Raw genomic sequence first — 17,748 nt, forward strand, 5'->3', positions numbered from 1 at the left:
TATAGTAAGTAGTTAGTACATCAAATCGTTAAGCAAGCGAATAACGCTGAGTGAAATACTCAGTGCGGCGACAAGCGCCGCACTGGGCGTATTACTTACTCATTTTGACTTCAGTCACCCACTTGTTGATCAGATTTTTACGGACTTCAGCATCGCCGTATTTATCCATATCGTAGTTGATTAAGTTTAAGTCTTTAAGTTTCAGAGACAGAGGTGAGGATTCTGCCGTGGTGTTGGTCAGGATTTGGTAAGATTGACCTTGTTTCCAGCTCAGCTCTTGGGCTTCTTTGGAGAGAACAAAATCCACGAACAGTTTGGCATTGTCCATGTTACGCGCGTTTTTCAGAATACTGATCCCGCCGATTTCGTAACCTGTACCTTCACATGGTGCGATTAGTTCTAATGGTGCGCCATTTTCCACTTCTAAAGAATAGTCATGAAGGAAGCCGATACCAATTGCGGATTCGCCGCGTGCTGCGTTACGCGCAGGGGCAATACCTGATTTCGTGTATTGAGAGATGTTAGCGTTTAATTTTTTCAGGTAATCGAATGCTTGCTCGTTGCCCCACAGTTGGTCAAAGGTTGCCAATGCGGTGTAGGCAGTACCTGAACTTTGTGGATCGGCGATTTGAATTTCACCTTTATATTCAGGCTTAGTCAGATCTTTCCAGCAAGTTGGGATTGGTAATCCTTTCTCTTTTAAACGATCTTTATTCACACCAAAACCTAAAATTCCGATATAAACCGCAGAGGAGTAGTTGCCTTTGCGTTTTGCTGGATCTTGGAATTGCGGCATGATTTGAGACAGGTTAGGGGATTTATAAGGTTCTAACAGATCCATTTCACCAGCTTGTGAATGTGGGTCGAGAGTTCCACCATACCAAACGTCTGCTTGTGGGTTGCGTTTTTCAGCTTCGATTTTTGCCAAAGTACTGCCCGAACCATTACGAACGAAGGTGGTTTTAACGTCGTATTTTTTAGCAAATGCTTGCGTTTCCGCTTCGCACATTGCATTGGTCGCACTACAGTAAACCACTAAGCGACCCGCAGCGTTTGCTGCTGTCGTCATAGCGGCAAGGGATAAGCCTGCTGCAACAAGTGTAGAAAGAGTCTTAAGTTTCATTGTCAGTCCTTTATTCACGTTTTCGGATTAACTATTATTATTTGCTGGTGAAACTGCACCAGCTAAATGCTCCCTTTTGCTGACATTAGCAATCAAAAGAGGCATCAGTAGTAGCCCCATCAGAGCGGCTGCACTGGCAAGTAGGGTAAACATGCCCGACCAACCATAATTAGCAATCACTTGAGAGAGCGGCCATCCTGCAATTGCTGCCCCTAAATAAGCGTACAATCCAAGATAACCCGTTACCGTTCCAGCTGCCTTTTTATGACAATATTCTGTAGCAGCTAGACCGACTAACATCTGTGGCCCAAAGACAAAAAAACCGTTGGCTAAGAAGCATGCCGCCAATAGCCCGTAGTGATGAATGGGTATTAACCATAAGGCATTCACCGACACGAATAAGCCTAAGGAAAATAACAAAATCATCGGCGCACGTTGTCCTCTAAAGAGAAGGTCAGAACCCCAACCTGCGCAAAGTGCCCCCAGCAAGCCACCCAATTCAAATAGGGCGAGTGTGGCATTGGCACTTAATAAATTACTTCCGTGTGTTTCGGTTAGCCATAAATTACCCCAATCGTTTATCCCAATACGGATGAGATAAACCAATATGTAGGTGAAACCAAGCAGCCAAATCATCGGGTTAAACACAATGGTTTGTTTTAAGATCACCCACATTGATTGGGGGGGAGAAAGCTGCTCTTGGCGTAACTCTAATGCATCATGTCGCCATTGCCCGACTGTGGGTAAATGTTCTTCTTTTGGCGTTCCTCTAAGCTGGCGACATAGCCATAAACCTAAAATCACACCAATAATGCCCGGAACGATTAACGCCATTTGCCAGCTATAATGGGTTGCGAGTAACGCGGTTAACAGTGGCAGTGCCATTCCACCAAGGTTGATAGAGATATTCCACAGTCCCCACCAAAAACCGCGTTCATTGCGCGAATACCAATGGGTTAGAATGCGCGCACAAGGTGGCCAACCCCAGCCTTGGAAAAACCCGTTTAGTGTCCAAACAACCAGCAATGCAGGAAACGATAAACAATAGGCAAAAATGATATTGAGGATCCCCGTCATGACTAAACCTACCCCCATAAACCAACGGTAGCCTGTAATGTCGTGGAAAATACCGGATATAAACTTGGATAAACCATAAGCAAGGTAAAATGCGGAGGCGATCCAACCAATATCACTTTTGTCTAAAAACAGCTCAACTTGCATGACCGGCATAACAAAATTAAAGCTTTTACGAGTTAGGTAAAAAGCGGCATAACCGATGATCATAGAAAACATCAAGCGGCGACGCCAAAAACGGTAATTGCTGTCTAAACCCAGTTTGCTTTTACCTGTCATGATAGAGTTTCTCCCGTTTGGCAGAATGTAATGAAGTTTTTAAATAAAAGGATGAGATAAGGTATTAGGAGGCTAGGAAATATTCCTATTTTTTCACTATTTCATTTCAAAATGTGGGCAAGTTAACAATTATTTTGGTGCCATTTTTGGTTGTCAGTGTCCAATCCCCGCCTAAGGCGCGAACTCGCTCTTCAATTCCTCGTAAACCGAAGCCTGATGTACGTTTGCTAAAAGGAATGCCTACGCCATTATCATCCACCATGAGCTGTATCGAGTCACCTTGCTGATTGAGCGTAATGTGGATTTTTGTGGCTTTCGCATGTTTGCTAATGTTATTCAGCAGTTCCTGAACCAGACGATAAAGGGTGAACAGTACCGTGTCGTTGGCTGGGGTTTCGGTTAGTCCATAATGAAAGTCACATTGAATATTATTTTCTTCAAACGCGAATTCACCGATTAAATGAGTGAGGGCATTTTCGAGGGACATTTCATCTAGCACTGGGGGGCGCAATTGACGTAATAGATGACGGGTAGCTTGGTGAATTTGTAGTGCAAGCTCATTGATTTGACTCGCCGCGTTATAGCTCAGATCGTTGGTCGCTGTTTTTTTCACTAGCATTGATTGGATCTGAATGGCGGTAATGTTCTGCCCAATTTCATCATGGAGCTCACGGGCGATATCTTTTTTTACATCTTCTTCAGTGTGAACCAGTTGGCGCATCAGGTCGCGACGTGCATGAAGTTCTTGCTCTAACCGCTGGCGATAACGTTGCAAGTTGCTGGATAGCTGTTTTTGGCGGCTGATAGCAATCCCGAGCCCAATGCCAATTAAAGCTTGAGAGCTTAAAAAAAGTTGGAGCTCTTGAAGATCAACAAACGCCCCATGGAATTGTCTGGCAAACGTGATGATTAAACTGCCTAACAGTGCGGACAGCACACCACCTTGCCAGCCATAGCGATAAGCCATAAAAATATTGGGAATAAAAACTAATAAAACAATGAGTTGTTCAATTTCAGGGGCGAAGAAAATCTGGGCGCTTAAACCGACCAGACAAAAAAGGAAACACCATATAATCAATGAAGTACGTAATTGTTTATCCGTTGTACCGTAGTCGAGGAGCATATGGTAATGCTGTTCATGCAGATATTCATAAATCAGATATACAAAGGGGGATAACAAGATTCCACCCGTAAATGTCGTGAGAAACAGTTGGCTAATAGAGTATTGGGAGAGTAGTCCGAACAGTAAGGCACTCAGAACACTATTGGCGGCAACGCCAGCTAGTAGCAAAATAAGTCGTTGCCAGTAAAGGGTATATCGCCACCAAATATTCTGGATAACGATTGCAACAAGCAAACTTAATAGCGGCGATAATAACAAAATAGGCTGTGTTACTAATTGCTCTTCAGCGAGCCAGTAAGTGAGTAGCCCTTCAGCAAGCAAAACAGTTGGCCAGTAGCGACGCCATAATAAAATCATTAAGGTTAAGCGTAAGGCTTGGGGAAGAAATAACGTCGCTTGAAAGCTATTTTGGCTGAGATAAAAACCAATAATCCATAATCCCACCCAAATCAGCGAGTAGGTAAATAATAGGAATAGAGACTGTAATCCTAAACGAGCCGCTTTGTTCATGATTATTTACCTTGATGGGATTCGCAGAAATTAGACTACCTAGAAATGATGTTGTGTTCTAACGCGTAATGCACTAAATCAATGGTGCTTTCACATTGTAATTTGCCAAGAACATTGGCACGGTGTACATGCACTGTTTTATGGCTCAGGTTTAATTGTTCTGCAATCACTTTTACGCTGAGACCTGCGACCAGCAAGTTAAAAACTTCGCGCTCACGGTTGGTCAGTTCTTGAATGCCTTGTTTCTGTTGGGGTGTTTGGCGTAATGCGCGCATGGCATCGGCGCATAAGTAGCATCCACCTTGGTATACTGAGCGAACCGCTTGCACTAACTCTTCGGGTCCGCAGCATTTGGTGAGATAGGCACTGGCACCTGCATCTAGTGCACTTTGTACAAAGGCAGGAGTGTCATAGATACTTAAAATTATGGTACGAAAATCGGGCTTTTTTTTACGTAAGCGAGTTAGCAGTTGTAAACCGCTCTCATCGGGCATTGAAATATCCATAATTGCCACGTCAATATCGAGGCTAATTAGGTGCGGCCATGCTTCTTGTGCACTCGCATATTGCCCCACGATACTAATGTCAGGTTCTAACGTTAGTAATTGAGCAAAACCGGAGCGAACAACAATATGGTCATCAATAAGGGCTATTTTTATCATTGTAATATCGAGAGTAAGTAGGAGACCATTTGCCAGTCTTATATCAATATAGGGATGGATAAGCTAGCGGAATAACATAAAATTCTGACGTACATCAGAAATGAAACGCGCAGGATCATAGCGATAACAAATGGGATGGCAATATTTTATTTGGTCGAATACGGTGTTTTCCCTCGGAAAAAAACAGCATTTGCTTAAGGACAATACACTCGCTACTAAAATACAGCAAAAGCGAGTGGGGAATACAATTAGCCAATTTGCGCTTCTAGAATGGATAAGTCACAGTCAGTTTTGAGGATATTCGTGGTTTTTAAGCCAGCCTGCTGCAATAGTATCTCCAGTTCTTCTTGGGTACGCTCATCGGCACCAATGATCAAGTGGGAACAAAGTAGACCAAGATTTTTACCAAAATTTGGCTGATTATCGTGGCTAAGATGAATATCAATTAACAACACTTTTGATGTTTTGGTCATCGACTGGCGAATAGTGGTCAGTATTTGAATTAGATGATCATCATCCCAGTCTCGGCAAATAGATTTCAGTAAATAAAAATCAGCACTCGGGACTTTTTCAAAGAAAGATCCATTCTCTATTTTCCAGCGGCTATCATCATTTAGCTTATGCAGGATATGTTTATCAGTTACTGCTTTCATGTCAAAGAGAACGCCTTCGGTTTTTGGATTAGCGTCTAATACTCCAAGAAGTAAACCGCCAGTCCCCCCGCCAATATCGGCAATCAGACTATTTTCTGGGAAAGGGTATTTTGCGGTGATAAATGGATTTTCTAGGGTAGAAAATGAGGCCATTCCATCGTGAAAATTATGAGGAAGATTGGCATTTTTTTCCCAATATTCAAAAAAGCTCTCTCCAAAAATACGTTTAAAAATAGGTTCTCCAAGCGCCATTTCGGCAACGTGTAAAGAGGGCTCCCAAAGCGTTTTGTCGGTTAACATTAGCACAGCCTTATGGAGAGAATGAGGGTGATCGGCTAAGAGAAACTCAGCCTCCGGTGTCATGGCAAATTGATGTTTATCGACAGCAGTAAAAATGTTTTGTGTCGCGAGTAACCGTAATATTTTATGGATCATTGTGGCATTAGCTTCTATTTTTTGTGCAATTTGCTTAGCGGTTTGGGGTCCGTCTTGTAGGTGTTCAGCAAGTTTGAGTTTTATAGCTGCACGTAACGCAGCTTGAAAGATAAAACCGACTGACTTATGGAGTAAGCGAATACCGGGTTCTAAATGTGATAAAGGTTGAGATGAGGGTAAAGACATATAATCTCCGGATGTTGATGGGCAGAATGTTGAGTGGATATGTGAAGTATTGTCGGAATAGGAAAAACCTTCAAAATCATAAATTAACTTGATTGGTATAAAAATGATGTCGTTGTTGTTCATCTGGCTCTCAAACCAGCATTCAGTTAAATCAAATAACGATGTCTAAAATTAGCGACAAACAGCGATTGACACTGTCGCCAAAAGGAGACATTTATCCCATTGATAAATAATGATTTTAAAAATCAGGGTATTCACTGTCTTGAATTGGAGACAGATCGGTAGGAGATAACGAGAAATTTTCATCCTTCACAGTGAGTCAGAGAAAGTATGAATAGATAAAAAAATAAAAACATAATAAAAACAGAAGATTAAAAAATGGTTTGAAAAGTTGGCACGGGTTGTGCATAATATCAATCAGTTGCTCATTCAACTGCTTATGTAGGTCCAAGCTTGTAGAGATTCAAGCAATTGGGAACATACCACATAAAACCCGAATGACGCCAAAGTAAGGTGCCTACCGTCCAATATCATCGATATTCGCTTTCGAGCTTTATCAAACACAGGGCGACACGTTGAGTGAGGCACCACCTATATGATTATCTTTAATGAAAGACATAATCATATAAAAAAAATCAGACATTTATAGTCAATGTCGAACATCGCTGGCGGAGGAAAGACGCAATTCTTTCCTCCGCCTTCCCATTTCTAGCGCCTCGATCTCTTCAAACTCACGTTTATCTATTGACGTGTTTTAATCCTTATATATTTAATCTATTTATCTGAAATTATTCACATTTCATGCAACTTCTTGGCATGTTCATTGCTATCTATCTGTACACTCGTTTGGCAATCATCAATGCAAACAGCGCTTTTCGCATTAAGCGGAGTTCTGCTAACATTGAATTACATATAAATAGGTATGAGATGAATGCGTTGAGTAAATTGCGCCTTTTCCCGCGCTCATTGCGGCAGTTAGTGGTTATGGCATTTTGGCTAGTACTTTTGCCATTACTGGTATTGGCTTATCAAGCCTACCAAAGCTTAGAACAACTGAGTAATCAAGCGGCAGAAATTAATAAAACCACATTACTTGATGCGCGGCGCAGTGAAGCGATGAGTAGCCTTGCGCTGGAAATGGAACGTAGTTATCGCCAATATTGCGTGTTGCAGGACAAAGCATTGCAGACACAATACCAAAAGCAATTTGCTGACTATGAACAAATGCTTGAGCGCCAGAAAACAATCTTGCCTGAAACACCTGAGCTACTTGGATTATCAGCTGGCTTGCAGAAGCTCACTGCGATTAGTTGTGAAAATAACGAACCGACAGAATCAACCACTAAAGTTTTAGAGCAATTTTCTGCGCAAAATACTGCGGTTGTACAGCAGACTCGCGAAGTGATCTTCAGCCGTGGTGAACAACTCCAAAAAGCCATTGCTAGCAAAGGGCAGCTATTTGGTTGGCAAACTCTGCTGCTTTTTTTACTGAGTGCATTATTGGTCACATTATTTACTCGTATGATCATCGGTCCGGTTAAAATCATTGAGCGAATGATTAACCGTTTAGGGACTGGGCTGACACTTGAGAATGATACCGACCGCTTTAAGGGTCCAAGAGAGCTACGAATCATTGCTCAACGTATTATTTGGTTAAGCGAACGCCTTGCGTGGTTAGAGTCGCAGCGCCATGAATTTTTACGCCATATTTCCCATGAATTGAAAACGCCCCTAGCCAGTATGCGCGAAGGGACTGAGTTATTGGCTGACGAGGTGGCGGGACCTTTAACCAGTTCGCAAAAAGAGGTTGTGGAAATTCTGGATCAAAGTAGCAAGCATCTTCAGCAACTTATTGAACAGCTTCTTGACTATAATCGAAAACTCGTTGATGAACCGCCAGTTGCCCAGCAGGTGGACTTGAAAAAGCTGATAAAAGACATTGTTAATGCGCATAATTTACCTGCGAGAGCAAAAAATATTACGACAGAAGTCCGCTTAAAAGTAGAAAGTTGCCTTGCGGAACCAACCTTACTCGGAAGGGTTATTGATAATATCTACTCCAATGCGGTGCACTATGGTGGCGAATCAGGTAATATTTGGATTTCAAGCCGCAGAACGGGAAATAAATTACTCATTGAAGTTGCCAATACTGGCACGCCTATTCCTGAATCTGAGCAGAATATGATTTTTGAACCTTTCTACCAAGGCAGCCTCCAAAGAAAAGGAGCTGTCAAAGGAAGTGGATTAGGGCTGAGCATTGCGCAAGATTGTATTAAGCAAATGGGCGGTGAGTTATCATTAGTGCCGCATAAATCAGCAGATGTTTGCTTCCGAATTGAACTGCCTTTAACCGCAGAGAATGAATAATAATGCAAAACAGGTCTACAGATTTCTTGGCAGTATTGTGTAATACAATATTGTTGAAGACAAAATTAACCTCAATTCGCCGTGGGAGCTGTGTTAAGCCTTCCCGCGTCGGAACGCCTTTGGGAATGCTTTTATTCTCACTTATTTTAACTGGCTGTGTTGCGAAGAACGGACAATCTCCATTAGACACCTTAGCGAAAGTGGTGATCCCTGAAGTGAAAACAACGGATTATCGCTATGCTTCTTGCGAATCCATCTGGGAAAACCAAGAGCCTACCTCGCAGGAAAATGCCCTCTATTGGTTACGAATGATGGGTTGTGTAGACAGAATGGATGCCGATAAAGCACGCGCAGAAGCGGCAAAAATAGAGGTGAATAATTGGTCAACTTCATTCACGAAAAATATTCTATTAGGTTCCGCGGAACCCACCATCGCTGAACGTCGCCAGATGTTGGATAGCATTAATACCTATAGCTTGAGTTTCCCAACGCCTATTCGGCCATTGCTACAATTATGGCGTGAACAGCAGGTTCAACAGATTAATCTAGCGGATGCGAACGCGCGGTATAAGCGTATGCAGCAAGAGATGGATGGAAAACTTGACCGTCTAAAAGAAGATAACGCTAAGCTACGTTTCGAGCTTGATAATACCTCCCGCAAGTTAGAAAACCTGACGGATATCGAACGTCAGCTCTCTTCACGCAAAAAAAATGCGAATGAAGCCGAAAAAGAAGATGAAGCGGCTGTCGCTGCCCCCGCGGAGACAACGCCAGCACCTACCGAACAGAATTCCTCGGAGAATAAAACACAATGACCAGCCGTAAGTCAGCTAACTTACTTTTGGTGGATGATGATCCCAGCCTGTTAAAATTGCTTGGAATGCGTCTAAGTAGTGAAGGATTTAAAGTCTCAACAGCAGAAAGCGGACCTGAAGCGCTAAAATTACTGCAAAAAGAAAAAATTGACTTAGTCATTAGCGATTTACGCATGGACGAGATGGATGGTATGGCACTGTTTGATGAAGTGCAAAAAGCCCATCCCAACCTTCCTGTGATTATCTTAACCGCTCATGGCTCGATTCCCGATGCAGTGGCAGCGACTCAACGCGGTGTATTTAGTTTCTTAACGAAACCTGTTGATAAAGACGCACTCTACAAAGCCATTGATGAAGCGCTAGCGTTGTCATCAACGCCAATAAGTAATGTAGAGTGGAACTCGGGTATTGTGACTCGCAGCCCACTCATGATCCGTCTGCTTGAGCAGGCTCACATGGTGGCTCAGTCTGATGTCAGTGTGCTCATCAATGGGCAAAGTGGTACAGGTAAAGAAGTATTAGCGCAAGCTATTCACAAGGTGAGCCCTCGTGCTCATAAGCCGTTTATTGCGATTAACTGTGGTGCGCTGCCTGAACAATTACTTGAATCTGAACTGTTTGGACATGCTAAAGGCGCATTTACGGGAGCGGTGAGTAGCCGTGAAGGGCTATTTTTTGCAGCCAGCGGCGGTACGCTCTTTTTAGATGAGATTGGTGATATGCCAATGCCACTTCAAGTGAAATTACTGCGTGTTTTGCAGGAGCGAAAAGTACGCCCTTTGGGAAGTAACCGAGATTTAGATATTGATGTGCGGATCATTTCTGCTACTCACCGTAACTTACCTAAAGCGATGGAAAAAAATGAGTTTCGTGAAGATCTCTATTATCGCTTGAATGTGGTGAACTTACGGATCCCTGCATTAAATGAACGCGCTGAAGATATTCCATTATTAGCAAATCATTTATTACGTGAAGCTGCGAACCGGCATAAGCCTTTTGTGCGCAGCTTTTCGAGTGATGCGATGAAGTGTTTGATCACTGCAAGTTGGCCCGGAAATGTGCGTCAATTAGTCAACGTGATTGAGCAATGTGTTGCATTAACAACATCCCCAGTAATTAGTGAAGCCTTGGTTAGCCAAGCATTAGAAGGGGAGAATACGGCGTTACCGACCTTTGTAGAAGCGCGTAACCAATTTGAATTGAATTATCTGCGTAAGTTATTGCAGATGACAAAAGGCAACGTGACCCAAGCTGCACGTATGGCGGGACGCAACCGTACCGAGTTTTATAAACTACTCGGGCGTCACGATTTAGAAGCGAATGATTTTAAAGAATAAAACCTTTATAGCCTAAAGGATTAAGGGAGAGTAAACACGTTATGAGCCGTAAGCTTAATATCTCACTGGCACAACTTAACTGGCTAGTTGGTGACATTGAAGGCAACTGCGAACGCATGTTGCAAACTGTTGAAGAACAGGGAAAAAATACTGATATTGTCATGTTCTCTGAGCTGGCTCTGACAGGGTATTCCCCTGAAGATTTACTCTTCCGCCACGATTTTGAAGAGCGATGCACTGCGCAATTAAAACGTTTACAACAAGCTAGCAGTCAATGCGGGATCATCGTGGGACATCCGTGGTACGAAGAGAATGAAATTTATAACGCATTATCATTTTTCTACCAAGGCAAGCTATTAGCCCGTTATTTTAAGCAAGAACTGCCTAATTACGGCGTTTTTGATGAGCCTCGTTACTTTACTGCGGCGGAAAAAACGTGCGTGGTGGAATTCAAAGGTTATCAGCTCGGTTTACTGATTTGTGAAGATATTTGGTATGACGAACCCATTGATGCCGTTAAAGGGGCGGGTGCTGACCTCGTATTGACTATCAATGCATCTCCATATGATCTGAATAAAGAACATATTCGTAGTGATCTGCTGGTGGAGCATGCTCAGCGTACCGGTTTGCCGATTGTTTATCTTAACCAAGTGGGTGGACAAGACGAACTCGTATTTGATGGTGGCTCGAAAGTGCTGGCAAACAAAGGCAAGCAAGTCTATCAAATGGTTGAATTTGCAGAGCAAGTGGCGACAGTCACCTTTGAAGATGTGAAATTAGTGACTGAGCAGCCGAAACAGCCTGAAGCGTCTCAAATCGCGCAGGTATATCAAGCATTAGTCTTAGCCACTCGCGATTACATCAATAAAAATGGCTTCAATGGGGCGATTTTAGGACTATCTGGCGGGATTGATTCAGGATTAACCGTGGCGATTGCGGCAGATGCTATTGGGAAAGATCGTGTTCAAGCCGTGATGATGCCATTTCGTTATACGTCAGAAATGAGCATTCATGATGCGAAAGAGCAGGCTGAATTGTTAGGTGTTGAGTTTGATATTGTGTCTATTGAGCCGATGTTTGATGCTTTTATGGCTCAATTACAACCGATGTTTGAGGGAACTCAACCGGATACTACCGAAGAAAACTTACAAGCTCGTTGCCGCGCCGTTATTTTAATGGCGATGTCCAATAAACGCCGCCGCTTAGTGCTGACAACCAGCAATAAAAGTGAGTCAGCAGTAGGGTACTCAACGCTATATGGTGATATGGCAGGTGGCTTTGATGTCCTAAAAGATGTACCGAAAACACTGGTCTTTGAACTGGCTAAATATCGTAATACAATATCGCCGGCAATTCCGCAGCGCGTGATTGATAGACCACCTTCAGCGGAACTCGCGCCAGGTCAGTTGGACCAAGATAGCTTACCGCCTTACGATGTGTTAGATGCTATCTTAGACGGTTATGTAGAAAAAGATTTATCTGTGGCTGATCTTATTAAGCTCGGATTTGATAGAGAAATCGTTCGCAAAGTTGTGCGTCTTGTCGATATTAACGAATATAAACGCCGTCAGGCTCCTGTTGGACCACGGATCACAATGCGTAATTTCGGTAAAGATCGTCGTTATCCGATTACCTCAGGTTTTGGCCGGAAAAACTGGTCATAACAGGGACTGAATATGAAAAAAATTGATGCAATTATAAAGCCATTTAAACTTGATGATGTACGCGAGGCTTTAGCCGAAGTGGGGATCACTGGCATGACCGTAACCGAAGTGAAAGGCTTCGGTCGTCAAAAAGGTCACACGGAACTTTATCGTGGTGCAGAATATATGGTCGATTTTTTACCTAAAGTAAAAATCGAGATTGTGGTGCCTGACGATATCGTTGAAAGCTGTGTCGAAACCATCATGCAGACAGCGCAGACTGGCAAAATTGGTGATGGTAAGATTTTTGTGTATGACGTCGCTCGAGTGATCCGTATTCGTACGGGAGAACAGGATGAAGAAGCGATTTAACGATTTCAGTTAATTTGCTAACTTGAACCATTCAAGCTTAGTTATTTGAGTGAAAAGTGCGGTAACGGAATAAATATATCCTACTTGGGATGACAATATATTTATATGCGAGTCCGTTACCGCAAAATGAAAAACAATTTAAATTAAAGTCTTAAAAAACAATTTACTATAATGAATAATTTTCATTAATTCAGTGGCAATACCTTATGAGGACCGAAACACTCATAATGAATGCTATCCGCAGTAACGCCCATTTCAATCAGCTGTTTTCTGACATGTTGCATAAAGCCGACAGGTCCGCAGAAGTAGAATTGCATATTCGGCTGAAGCACTTTGTTTTTCACTTGTGCTAAATCCAGTAATCCGCGGTATTGATAGTCTGTACCCAACTGGTCTTGTTGCGTTGGCTGGTTGAACCAAACTGCCGAATGACCTTGCTCATGCTGTGCTATTAGATTGCTAACTTCTTGATCAAATGCGTGAACATCACCATTCTCAGCAGCATGCAGCCAATTGATTGGTGCTGGATGTTGTTGATGTGTGAGATGGTTAAGCATGCTGAGCATTGGGGTTAACCCTACACCTGCAGAAATCAGTGTGACTGGTGTTTGTGGATCGACATCAAGGAAAAAGTCGCCGCAAGGTGGCGCTAAGCGAACGATATCACCTTCATTGAGATGTTGGTGTAAAAAGCCTGATACTGTGCCTTGCTCTTCACGTTTCACCGCTATACGGTAGGTTTTGCCGTTTGGTGCGCTAGTGAGTGAGTACTGACGAATTTCTTGATTCTCAAAGCTATTTTCGTTCAGATAGACGGTAATGTATTGTCCTGGGCGGTAGTCAGCAACGGGGTTTCCATCAACAGGTGTGAATTCAAAACTAGTGATGACTGTGCTTTGTGGCTGCTTTTTAGTCACTCTAAATTCTCTTAAACCTTCCCAACCACCTGCTTTTTCAGCATTTTCATGATAAATCGCATTTTCACGATTAATAAAAATATCAGCGAGTACACCGTAAGCTCTGCCCCATGCATCTAAGACTTCCTGACCTGGGCTAAGTAGCTCATCAATTGCAGCTAACAAATTTTCCCCAACAATGGGGTAGTGTTCAGGTTTGATATTTAAGCTGACATGCTTCTGAGCAATTTTTTCCACCGCGCCAATCAGGGCTTCAGGGGTTTCAATATGCACAGCATACGCACAAATGGCGTTGAATAAAGCTTCACGCTGATCCCCATTTTTTTGGTGAGTCATATTAAAAATATCTTTCAGTTCTGGATGTTGTTTGAACATCCGGTCATAAAAGTGAGCGGTTAGCTTAGGACCCGTTGCAGCGATAGCGGGGATAGTGGATTTAATTGTGGCGATAGTTTGTTGGTCAAGCATACAGGTGCTCCTGAATTATTTTCATGATTTTATGAATTTACAAACATGTATTTTATATGCAACTTATAATATTTAACGGTAAATGTAAATAATTAACGTGTCAAAAAGTGAGGGAATTCACTGCAAAGTTAGAGGTCGCTTGCAAAGTTAGATATTCATCTCGGTATTATTAAAATATGCACTATTATATTTTGTGTTGTTTAAGGCTATCTGAAAGCAAAAAAATTAATGCAATCGTTTGCGTATATTTTTTCTTAGGGGCTATCTCAATGGCGAAAAAGAGTTTACACTGTCAGTCATTAAGTTGAATTGATTGTTACCTTATTGAATTGCTGAGGCAGGAGAAGCGAATGTTAAAGCGTGAAATGAATATTGCAGATTACGACCCACAACTGTGGGAAGCAATGGAAAAAGAAGTACAACGTCAAGAAGAACACATTGAATTAATTGCTTCTGAAAACTACACCAGCCCACGAGTTATGCAAGCTCAAGGCTCTCAGCTGACCAATAAATATGCGGAAGGTTACCCAACTAAACGTTATTACGGTGGTTGTGAATTTGTTGACGTTGTTGAGCAATTAGCTATCGACCGTGCGAAAGAGTTATTTGGTGCTGATTACGCAAACGTACAGCCACACTCAGGTTCACAAGCTAACGCGGCTGTCTATATGGCACTTCTTCAACCAGGCGACACTGTATTAGGTATGAACCTTGCGCACGGTGGTCACTTAACTCATGGTTCTCCAGTCAACTTCTCCGGTAAGCTGTATAACATCGTTCCTTATGGTATCGATGAAAGCGGTAAAATTGATTACGACGATATCGCTGCACAAGCGAAAAAACACCAACCAAAAATGATCATCGGCGGTTTCTCCGCGTATTCCGGTGTGGTTGATTGGGCAAAAATGCGTGAAATCGCTGATAGCATCGGTGCTTATCTGTTCGTTGATATGGCTCACGTTGCGGGTCTGGTGGCTGCGGGGGTGTATCCTAACCCAGTTCCACATGCTCATGTCGTCACGACGACAACACACAAAACTTTAGCAGGTCCACGCGGTGGTTTGATCCTGGCTAAAGGTGGTGATGAAGATCTGTATAAACGTCTGAACTCTGCGGTATTCCCAGGTTCACAAGGTGGTCCTCTGATGCACGTTATCGCGGGTAAAGCAGTAGCACTGAAAGAAGCGATGGAACCTGCGTTTAAAACTTACCAACAGCAAGTCGCTAAAAATGCGAAAGCCATGGTGGAAGTTTTCCAACAGCGCGGCTTTAAAGTCGTTTCTGGCGGTACTGAAAACCACCTGTTCTTAGTTGACTTAGTTGACAAAGACATCACGGGTAAAGACGCGGATGCTGCATTGGGTCGCGCCAATATCACTGTGAATAAAAACAGCGTACCTAACGATCCGAAGAGCCCATTTGTAACTTCTGGTGTTCGTATTGGCTCTCCTGCAATTACACGTCGTGGCTTCAATGAAGCAGATGCTCGCGAGCTAGCTGGCTGGATGTGTGATATTCTGGACAACCTCAATGACGAAGCGACCATTGAAGCCGTTAAACAGAAAGTATTAGCTATCTGTAAAAAATACCCAGTTTACGCATAATTTAAACTGATTAGTTATCTAAACCCGCTTCTACATCGTGTAAAAGCGGGTTTTTTGCATTGAAAAAAGGGAGGAGTGATGGTTATCCCATCAACGCGCTGGTTAGCGATTGATTATTTTACCTACTTTTTTGCCTACAGTATTTTCCTACCATTTTGGTCGGTATGGCTGCAAGGTGAGGGTATTGATGCCGAAATGATCGGGTTATTGCTTGGCATAGGGCTCGCGGCGCGTTTTTTAGGTGCAATGTTTATTACTCCTCAAGTCAAAGAACCGTCGAAGTTGATTAATGGTTTGCGATTGCTGGCTGCACTTTCCCTCATTTTTTCAATTGGATTTTCATTCGGCTCTCACTGGGCTTGGTTAATGTTTGTCATGATAGGGTTTAACCTCTTTTTTGCACCGATGGTGCCATTGGGGGACTCATTAGCGGGAACATGGCAGAAGCAATTCACATTTGACTACGGCAAAATTCGTGTTTGGGGCTCCATCGCCTTTATTATTGGCTCGTCTTCTATGGGCTATTTTGCGGGAGTATGGGGACATACTTCAATTATGGTCGCACTTGTGATTAGTTGTGCTGCACTATTATTTGGAGCGATGTTAAAACCTGCCATTATGCCAGCAGGGGTAGCTAAAACAGAAGGCACTAATAAGGTCTCATTTAAACAACTGATTGCAGATAAAAACGTCCTGATGTTTCTCATCTGTGTGACATTATTACAAGGCGCTCATGCCGCATATTATGGTTTTGCTTCTTTGTTTTGGAAAGAAGCCGGCTATTCAGATTTGGTGATTGGAAATTTATGGTCACTGGGTGTGGTGGCGGAAGTTATTGTATTCATGTTGAGTCACCGTTTATTCCGCCGCTGGAGCGCTCGAAATTTATTATTATTATCGGCAGTTTGTGGAATTATTCGGTGGGGAATGATGGGGGCATTTACTGCGCTACCTGTATTGATCATCGTGCAAGTTTTACATAGCGGCACGTTTACGGTATGTCACTTAGCGGCGATGCGCTTTATCAGTGCACGTAAAGAGAATGAAATCATTCCGTTGCAAGGTGTATACTCGGCATTAGCAACAGGAGGCGGGCTTGCGGTGATTACCATCATGGTCGGTTATATATATGAACGCATGCCTGATCAACATGGTGTTGTATTTTACTTGATGGCGCTGTTGGCTGTACCTGCATTATTTATTCGCCCAAAAGTGAGTGTTCAAGCGTAACAAACAACATTATGAAAGATAAAAAGGCGCTGAGGTTTATAACCTAGCGCCTTTTTTATCTGTCTTGAATTCTGCGGGAATTAGCGTTTTAACGCTTCAGATAATTCATCTTTCATTGCAGCTAAAATATCGCGAACAACACGTGGGCTACCTGCAACTAAGTTGCCTGATGCTAAATAGTTATGACCACCAACGAAGTCAGTCATGATCCCACCTGCTTCACGCATGATAAGCTCGCCACCTAAGAAATCCCATGGTTTTAAGCCGATTTCAAAGTAAGCATCAACACGACCCGCCGCCACGTAGCATAAATCCAGAGCCGCAGAACCTGTGCGACGGAAATCAGCGCACTGTTCAAACATTTTGCCCATGATATTCATGTAGATAGGTGCATGTTGTTTGTGTTTGAATGGGAAGCCAGTTGCAACAACTGCGCCTTCAAGATCACGTTTCTCAGCCATACGTAAACGGTAGCCGTTCATTTGAGCGCCTTGACCGCGTACAGCAGTAAATAATTCGTTACGCATTGGGTCATAGACAGCAGCAACTTCTGTACGACCTTTAACGCGTACAGCGATAGAAACTGAGAAGTGAGGGAGACGTTTTGTGAAATTGGTGGTGCCATCCAGTGGATCGATTACCCATTGAATATCATCATCTTTACCTAATAATTCACCACTTTCTTCAGTGATGATTGTGTGGTCTGGGTAAGATTTACGAATAATATCAACGATGATTTGTTCAGCGTCTCGGTCAACGTTAGTGACGAAATCGTTAGAACCCTTTTGGGTTACAGTCACATTCTGAGGGTCTTCATAGTTTTTAGCTATGTAATTACCAGCCTTACGTGCAGCACGTATGGCGATGTTAAGCATCGGATGCATGGGTATTTTCCACTGGGATGTTAAAGAACGAAAAACAAGAGACGCAAAGTATATAGATGTTCGTCA

General features: G+C 42.9%; 14 protein-coding genes. 7 read left to right on the top strand and 7 right to left on the bottom strand.

What is annotated here, in order from left to right; genetic code table 11:
• Window positions 1-91 precede the first annotated feature (91 nt).
• From PR766_RS00220 to PR766_RS00240, 5 genes are all read right to left on the bottom strand, one after another.
• Entirely contained in the window at window positions 92-1,123 is a 1,032-nt protein-coding gene (locus PR766_RS00220; protein WP_006658660.1) for an ABC transporter substrate-binding protein, read from the bottom strand.
• A 27-nt stretch (window positions 1,124-1,150) separates the two neighbouring features.
• Window positions 1,151-2,476 carry an MFS transporter family glucose-6-phosphate receptor UhpC gene (uhpC, locus tag PR766_RS00225; protein ID WP_006661294.1) on the bottom strand — a complete coding sequence of 442 codons (1,326 nt, stop codon included), beginning with the start codon at window positions 2,474-2,476 and terminating at the stop codon, window positions 1,151-1,153.
• A gap of 106 nt (window positions 2,477-2,582) precedes the next feature.
• Window positions 2,583-4,109: an MASE1 domain-containing sensor histidine kinase gene (locus PR766_RS00230; RefSeq protein WP_006658658.1), complete on the bottom strand. Its 1,527-nt coding sequence runs from the start codon at window positions 4,107-4,109 to the stop codon at window positions 2,583-2,585.
• Between the two features lie 35 nt (window positions 4,110-4,144).
• Window positions 4,145-4,771, bottom strand: a complete 627-nt coding sequence (locus tag PR766_RS00235) for a response regulator transcription factor (protein WP_006658657.1) — start codon at window positions 4,769-4,771, stop codon at window positions 4,145-4,147.
• A gap of 248 nt (window positions 4,772-5,019) precedes the next feature.
• A complete protein-coding gene (locus PR766_RS00240) occupies window positions 5,020-6,045 on the bottom strand; it encodes a methyltransferase (RefSeq protein ID WP_154633362.1) in 1,026 nt (341 codons plus the stop codon).
• 927 nt (window positions 6,046-6,972) lie between these two features.
• Here PR766_RS00240 and PR766_RS00245 point away from each other — a divergent pair.
• Genes PR766_RS00245 through glnB form a run of 5 tightly spaced genes read left to right on the top strand, consistent with a single transcriptional unit; the run spans window position 6,973 to window position 12,579 of the window.
• Complete coding sequence (locus tag PR766_RS00245) at window positions 6,973-8,412, top strand: sensor histidine kinase (protein ID WP_006661296.1); 1,440 nt, start codon at window positions 6,973-6,975, stop codon at window positions 8,410-8,412.
• Window positions 8,413-8,414: 2 nt separating this feature from the next.
• Window positions 8,415-9,227 carry a two-component system QseEF-associated lipoprotein QseG gene (gene qseG, locus PR766_RS00250; RefSeq protein ID WP_154636373.1) on the top strand — a complete coding sequence of 271 codons (813 nt, stop codon included), beginning with the start codon at window positions 8,415-8,417 and terminating at the stop codon, window positions 9,225-9,227.
• Window positions 9,224-10,564 carry a two-component system response regulator GlrR gene (glrR, locus tag PR766_RS00255; protein WP_006661298.1) on the top strand — a complete coding sequence of 447 codons (1,341 nt, stop codon included), beginning with the start codon at window positions 9,224-9,226 and terminating at the stop codon, window positions 10,562-10,564. The genes qseG and glrR overlap by 4 nt, the downstream gene beginning before the upstream one ends.
• Window positions 10,565-10,605: 41 nt before the next feature.
• Entirely contained in the window at window positions 10,606-12,228 is a 1,623-nt protein-coding gene (locus PR766_RS00260) for an NAD+ synthase (RefSeq protein ID WP_006658651.1), read from the top strand.
• 12 nt (window positions 12,229-12,240) lie between these two features.
• Complete coding sequence (glnB, locus tag PR766_RS00265; protein ID WP_004921424.1) at window positions 12,241-12,579, top strand: nitrogen regulatory protein P-II; 339 nt, start codon at window positions 12,241-12,243, stop codon at window positions 12,577-12,579.
• A gap of 185 nt (window positions 12,580-12,764) precedes the next feature.
• On the opposite strand, the gene hmpA is transcribed toward glnB, so the two are convergent.
• Window positions 12,765-13,964 carry an NO-inducible flavohemoprotein gene (hmpA, locus tag PR766_RS00270; RefSeq protein WP_154636374.1) on the bottom strand — a complete coding sequence of 400 codons (1,200 nt, stop codon included), beginning with the start codon at window positions 13,962-13,964 and terminating at the stop codon, window positions 12,765-12,767.
• Between the two features lie 350 nt (window positions 13,965-14,314).
• On the opposite strand from hmpA, the gene glyA reads away from it, so the two are divergent.
• Together glyA and PR766_RS00280 are read left to right on the top strand one after the other, a co-directional pair.
• Complete coding sequence (gene glyA / locus PR766_RS00275) at window positions 14,315-15,568, top strand: serine hydroxymethyltransferase (protein ID WP_006658649.1); 1,254 nt, start codon at window positions 14,315-14,317, stop codon at window positions 15,566-15,568.
• A gap of 78 nt (window positions 15,569-15,646) precedes the next feature.
• Window positions 15,647-16,798, top strand: coding sequence for a 3-phenylpropionate MFS transporter (locus PR766_RS00280; RefSeq protein WP_154636375.1), 1,152 nt, complete (start codon window positions 15,647-15,649; stop codon window positions 16,796-16,798).
• A gap of 80 nt (window positions 16,799-16,878) precedes the next feature.
• On the opposite strand, the gene suhB is transcribed toward PR766_RS00280, so the two are convergent.
• Window positions 16,879-17,682 (bottom strand): inositol-1-monophosphatase, encoded by an 804-nt coding sequence (suhB, locus tag PR766_RS00285; RefSeq protein WP_006658647.1) that lies wholly within the window; start codon window positions 17,680-17,682, stop codon window positions 16,879-16,881.
• Window positions 17,683-17,748 lie beyond the last annotated feature (66 nt).

Source organism: Providencia sp. PROV208 (assembly GCF_028479465.1).
GTDB lineage: Bacteria > Pseudomonadota > Gammaproteobacteria > Enterobacterales > Enterobacteriaceae > Providencia > Providencia alcalifaciens.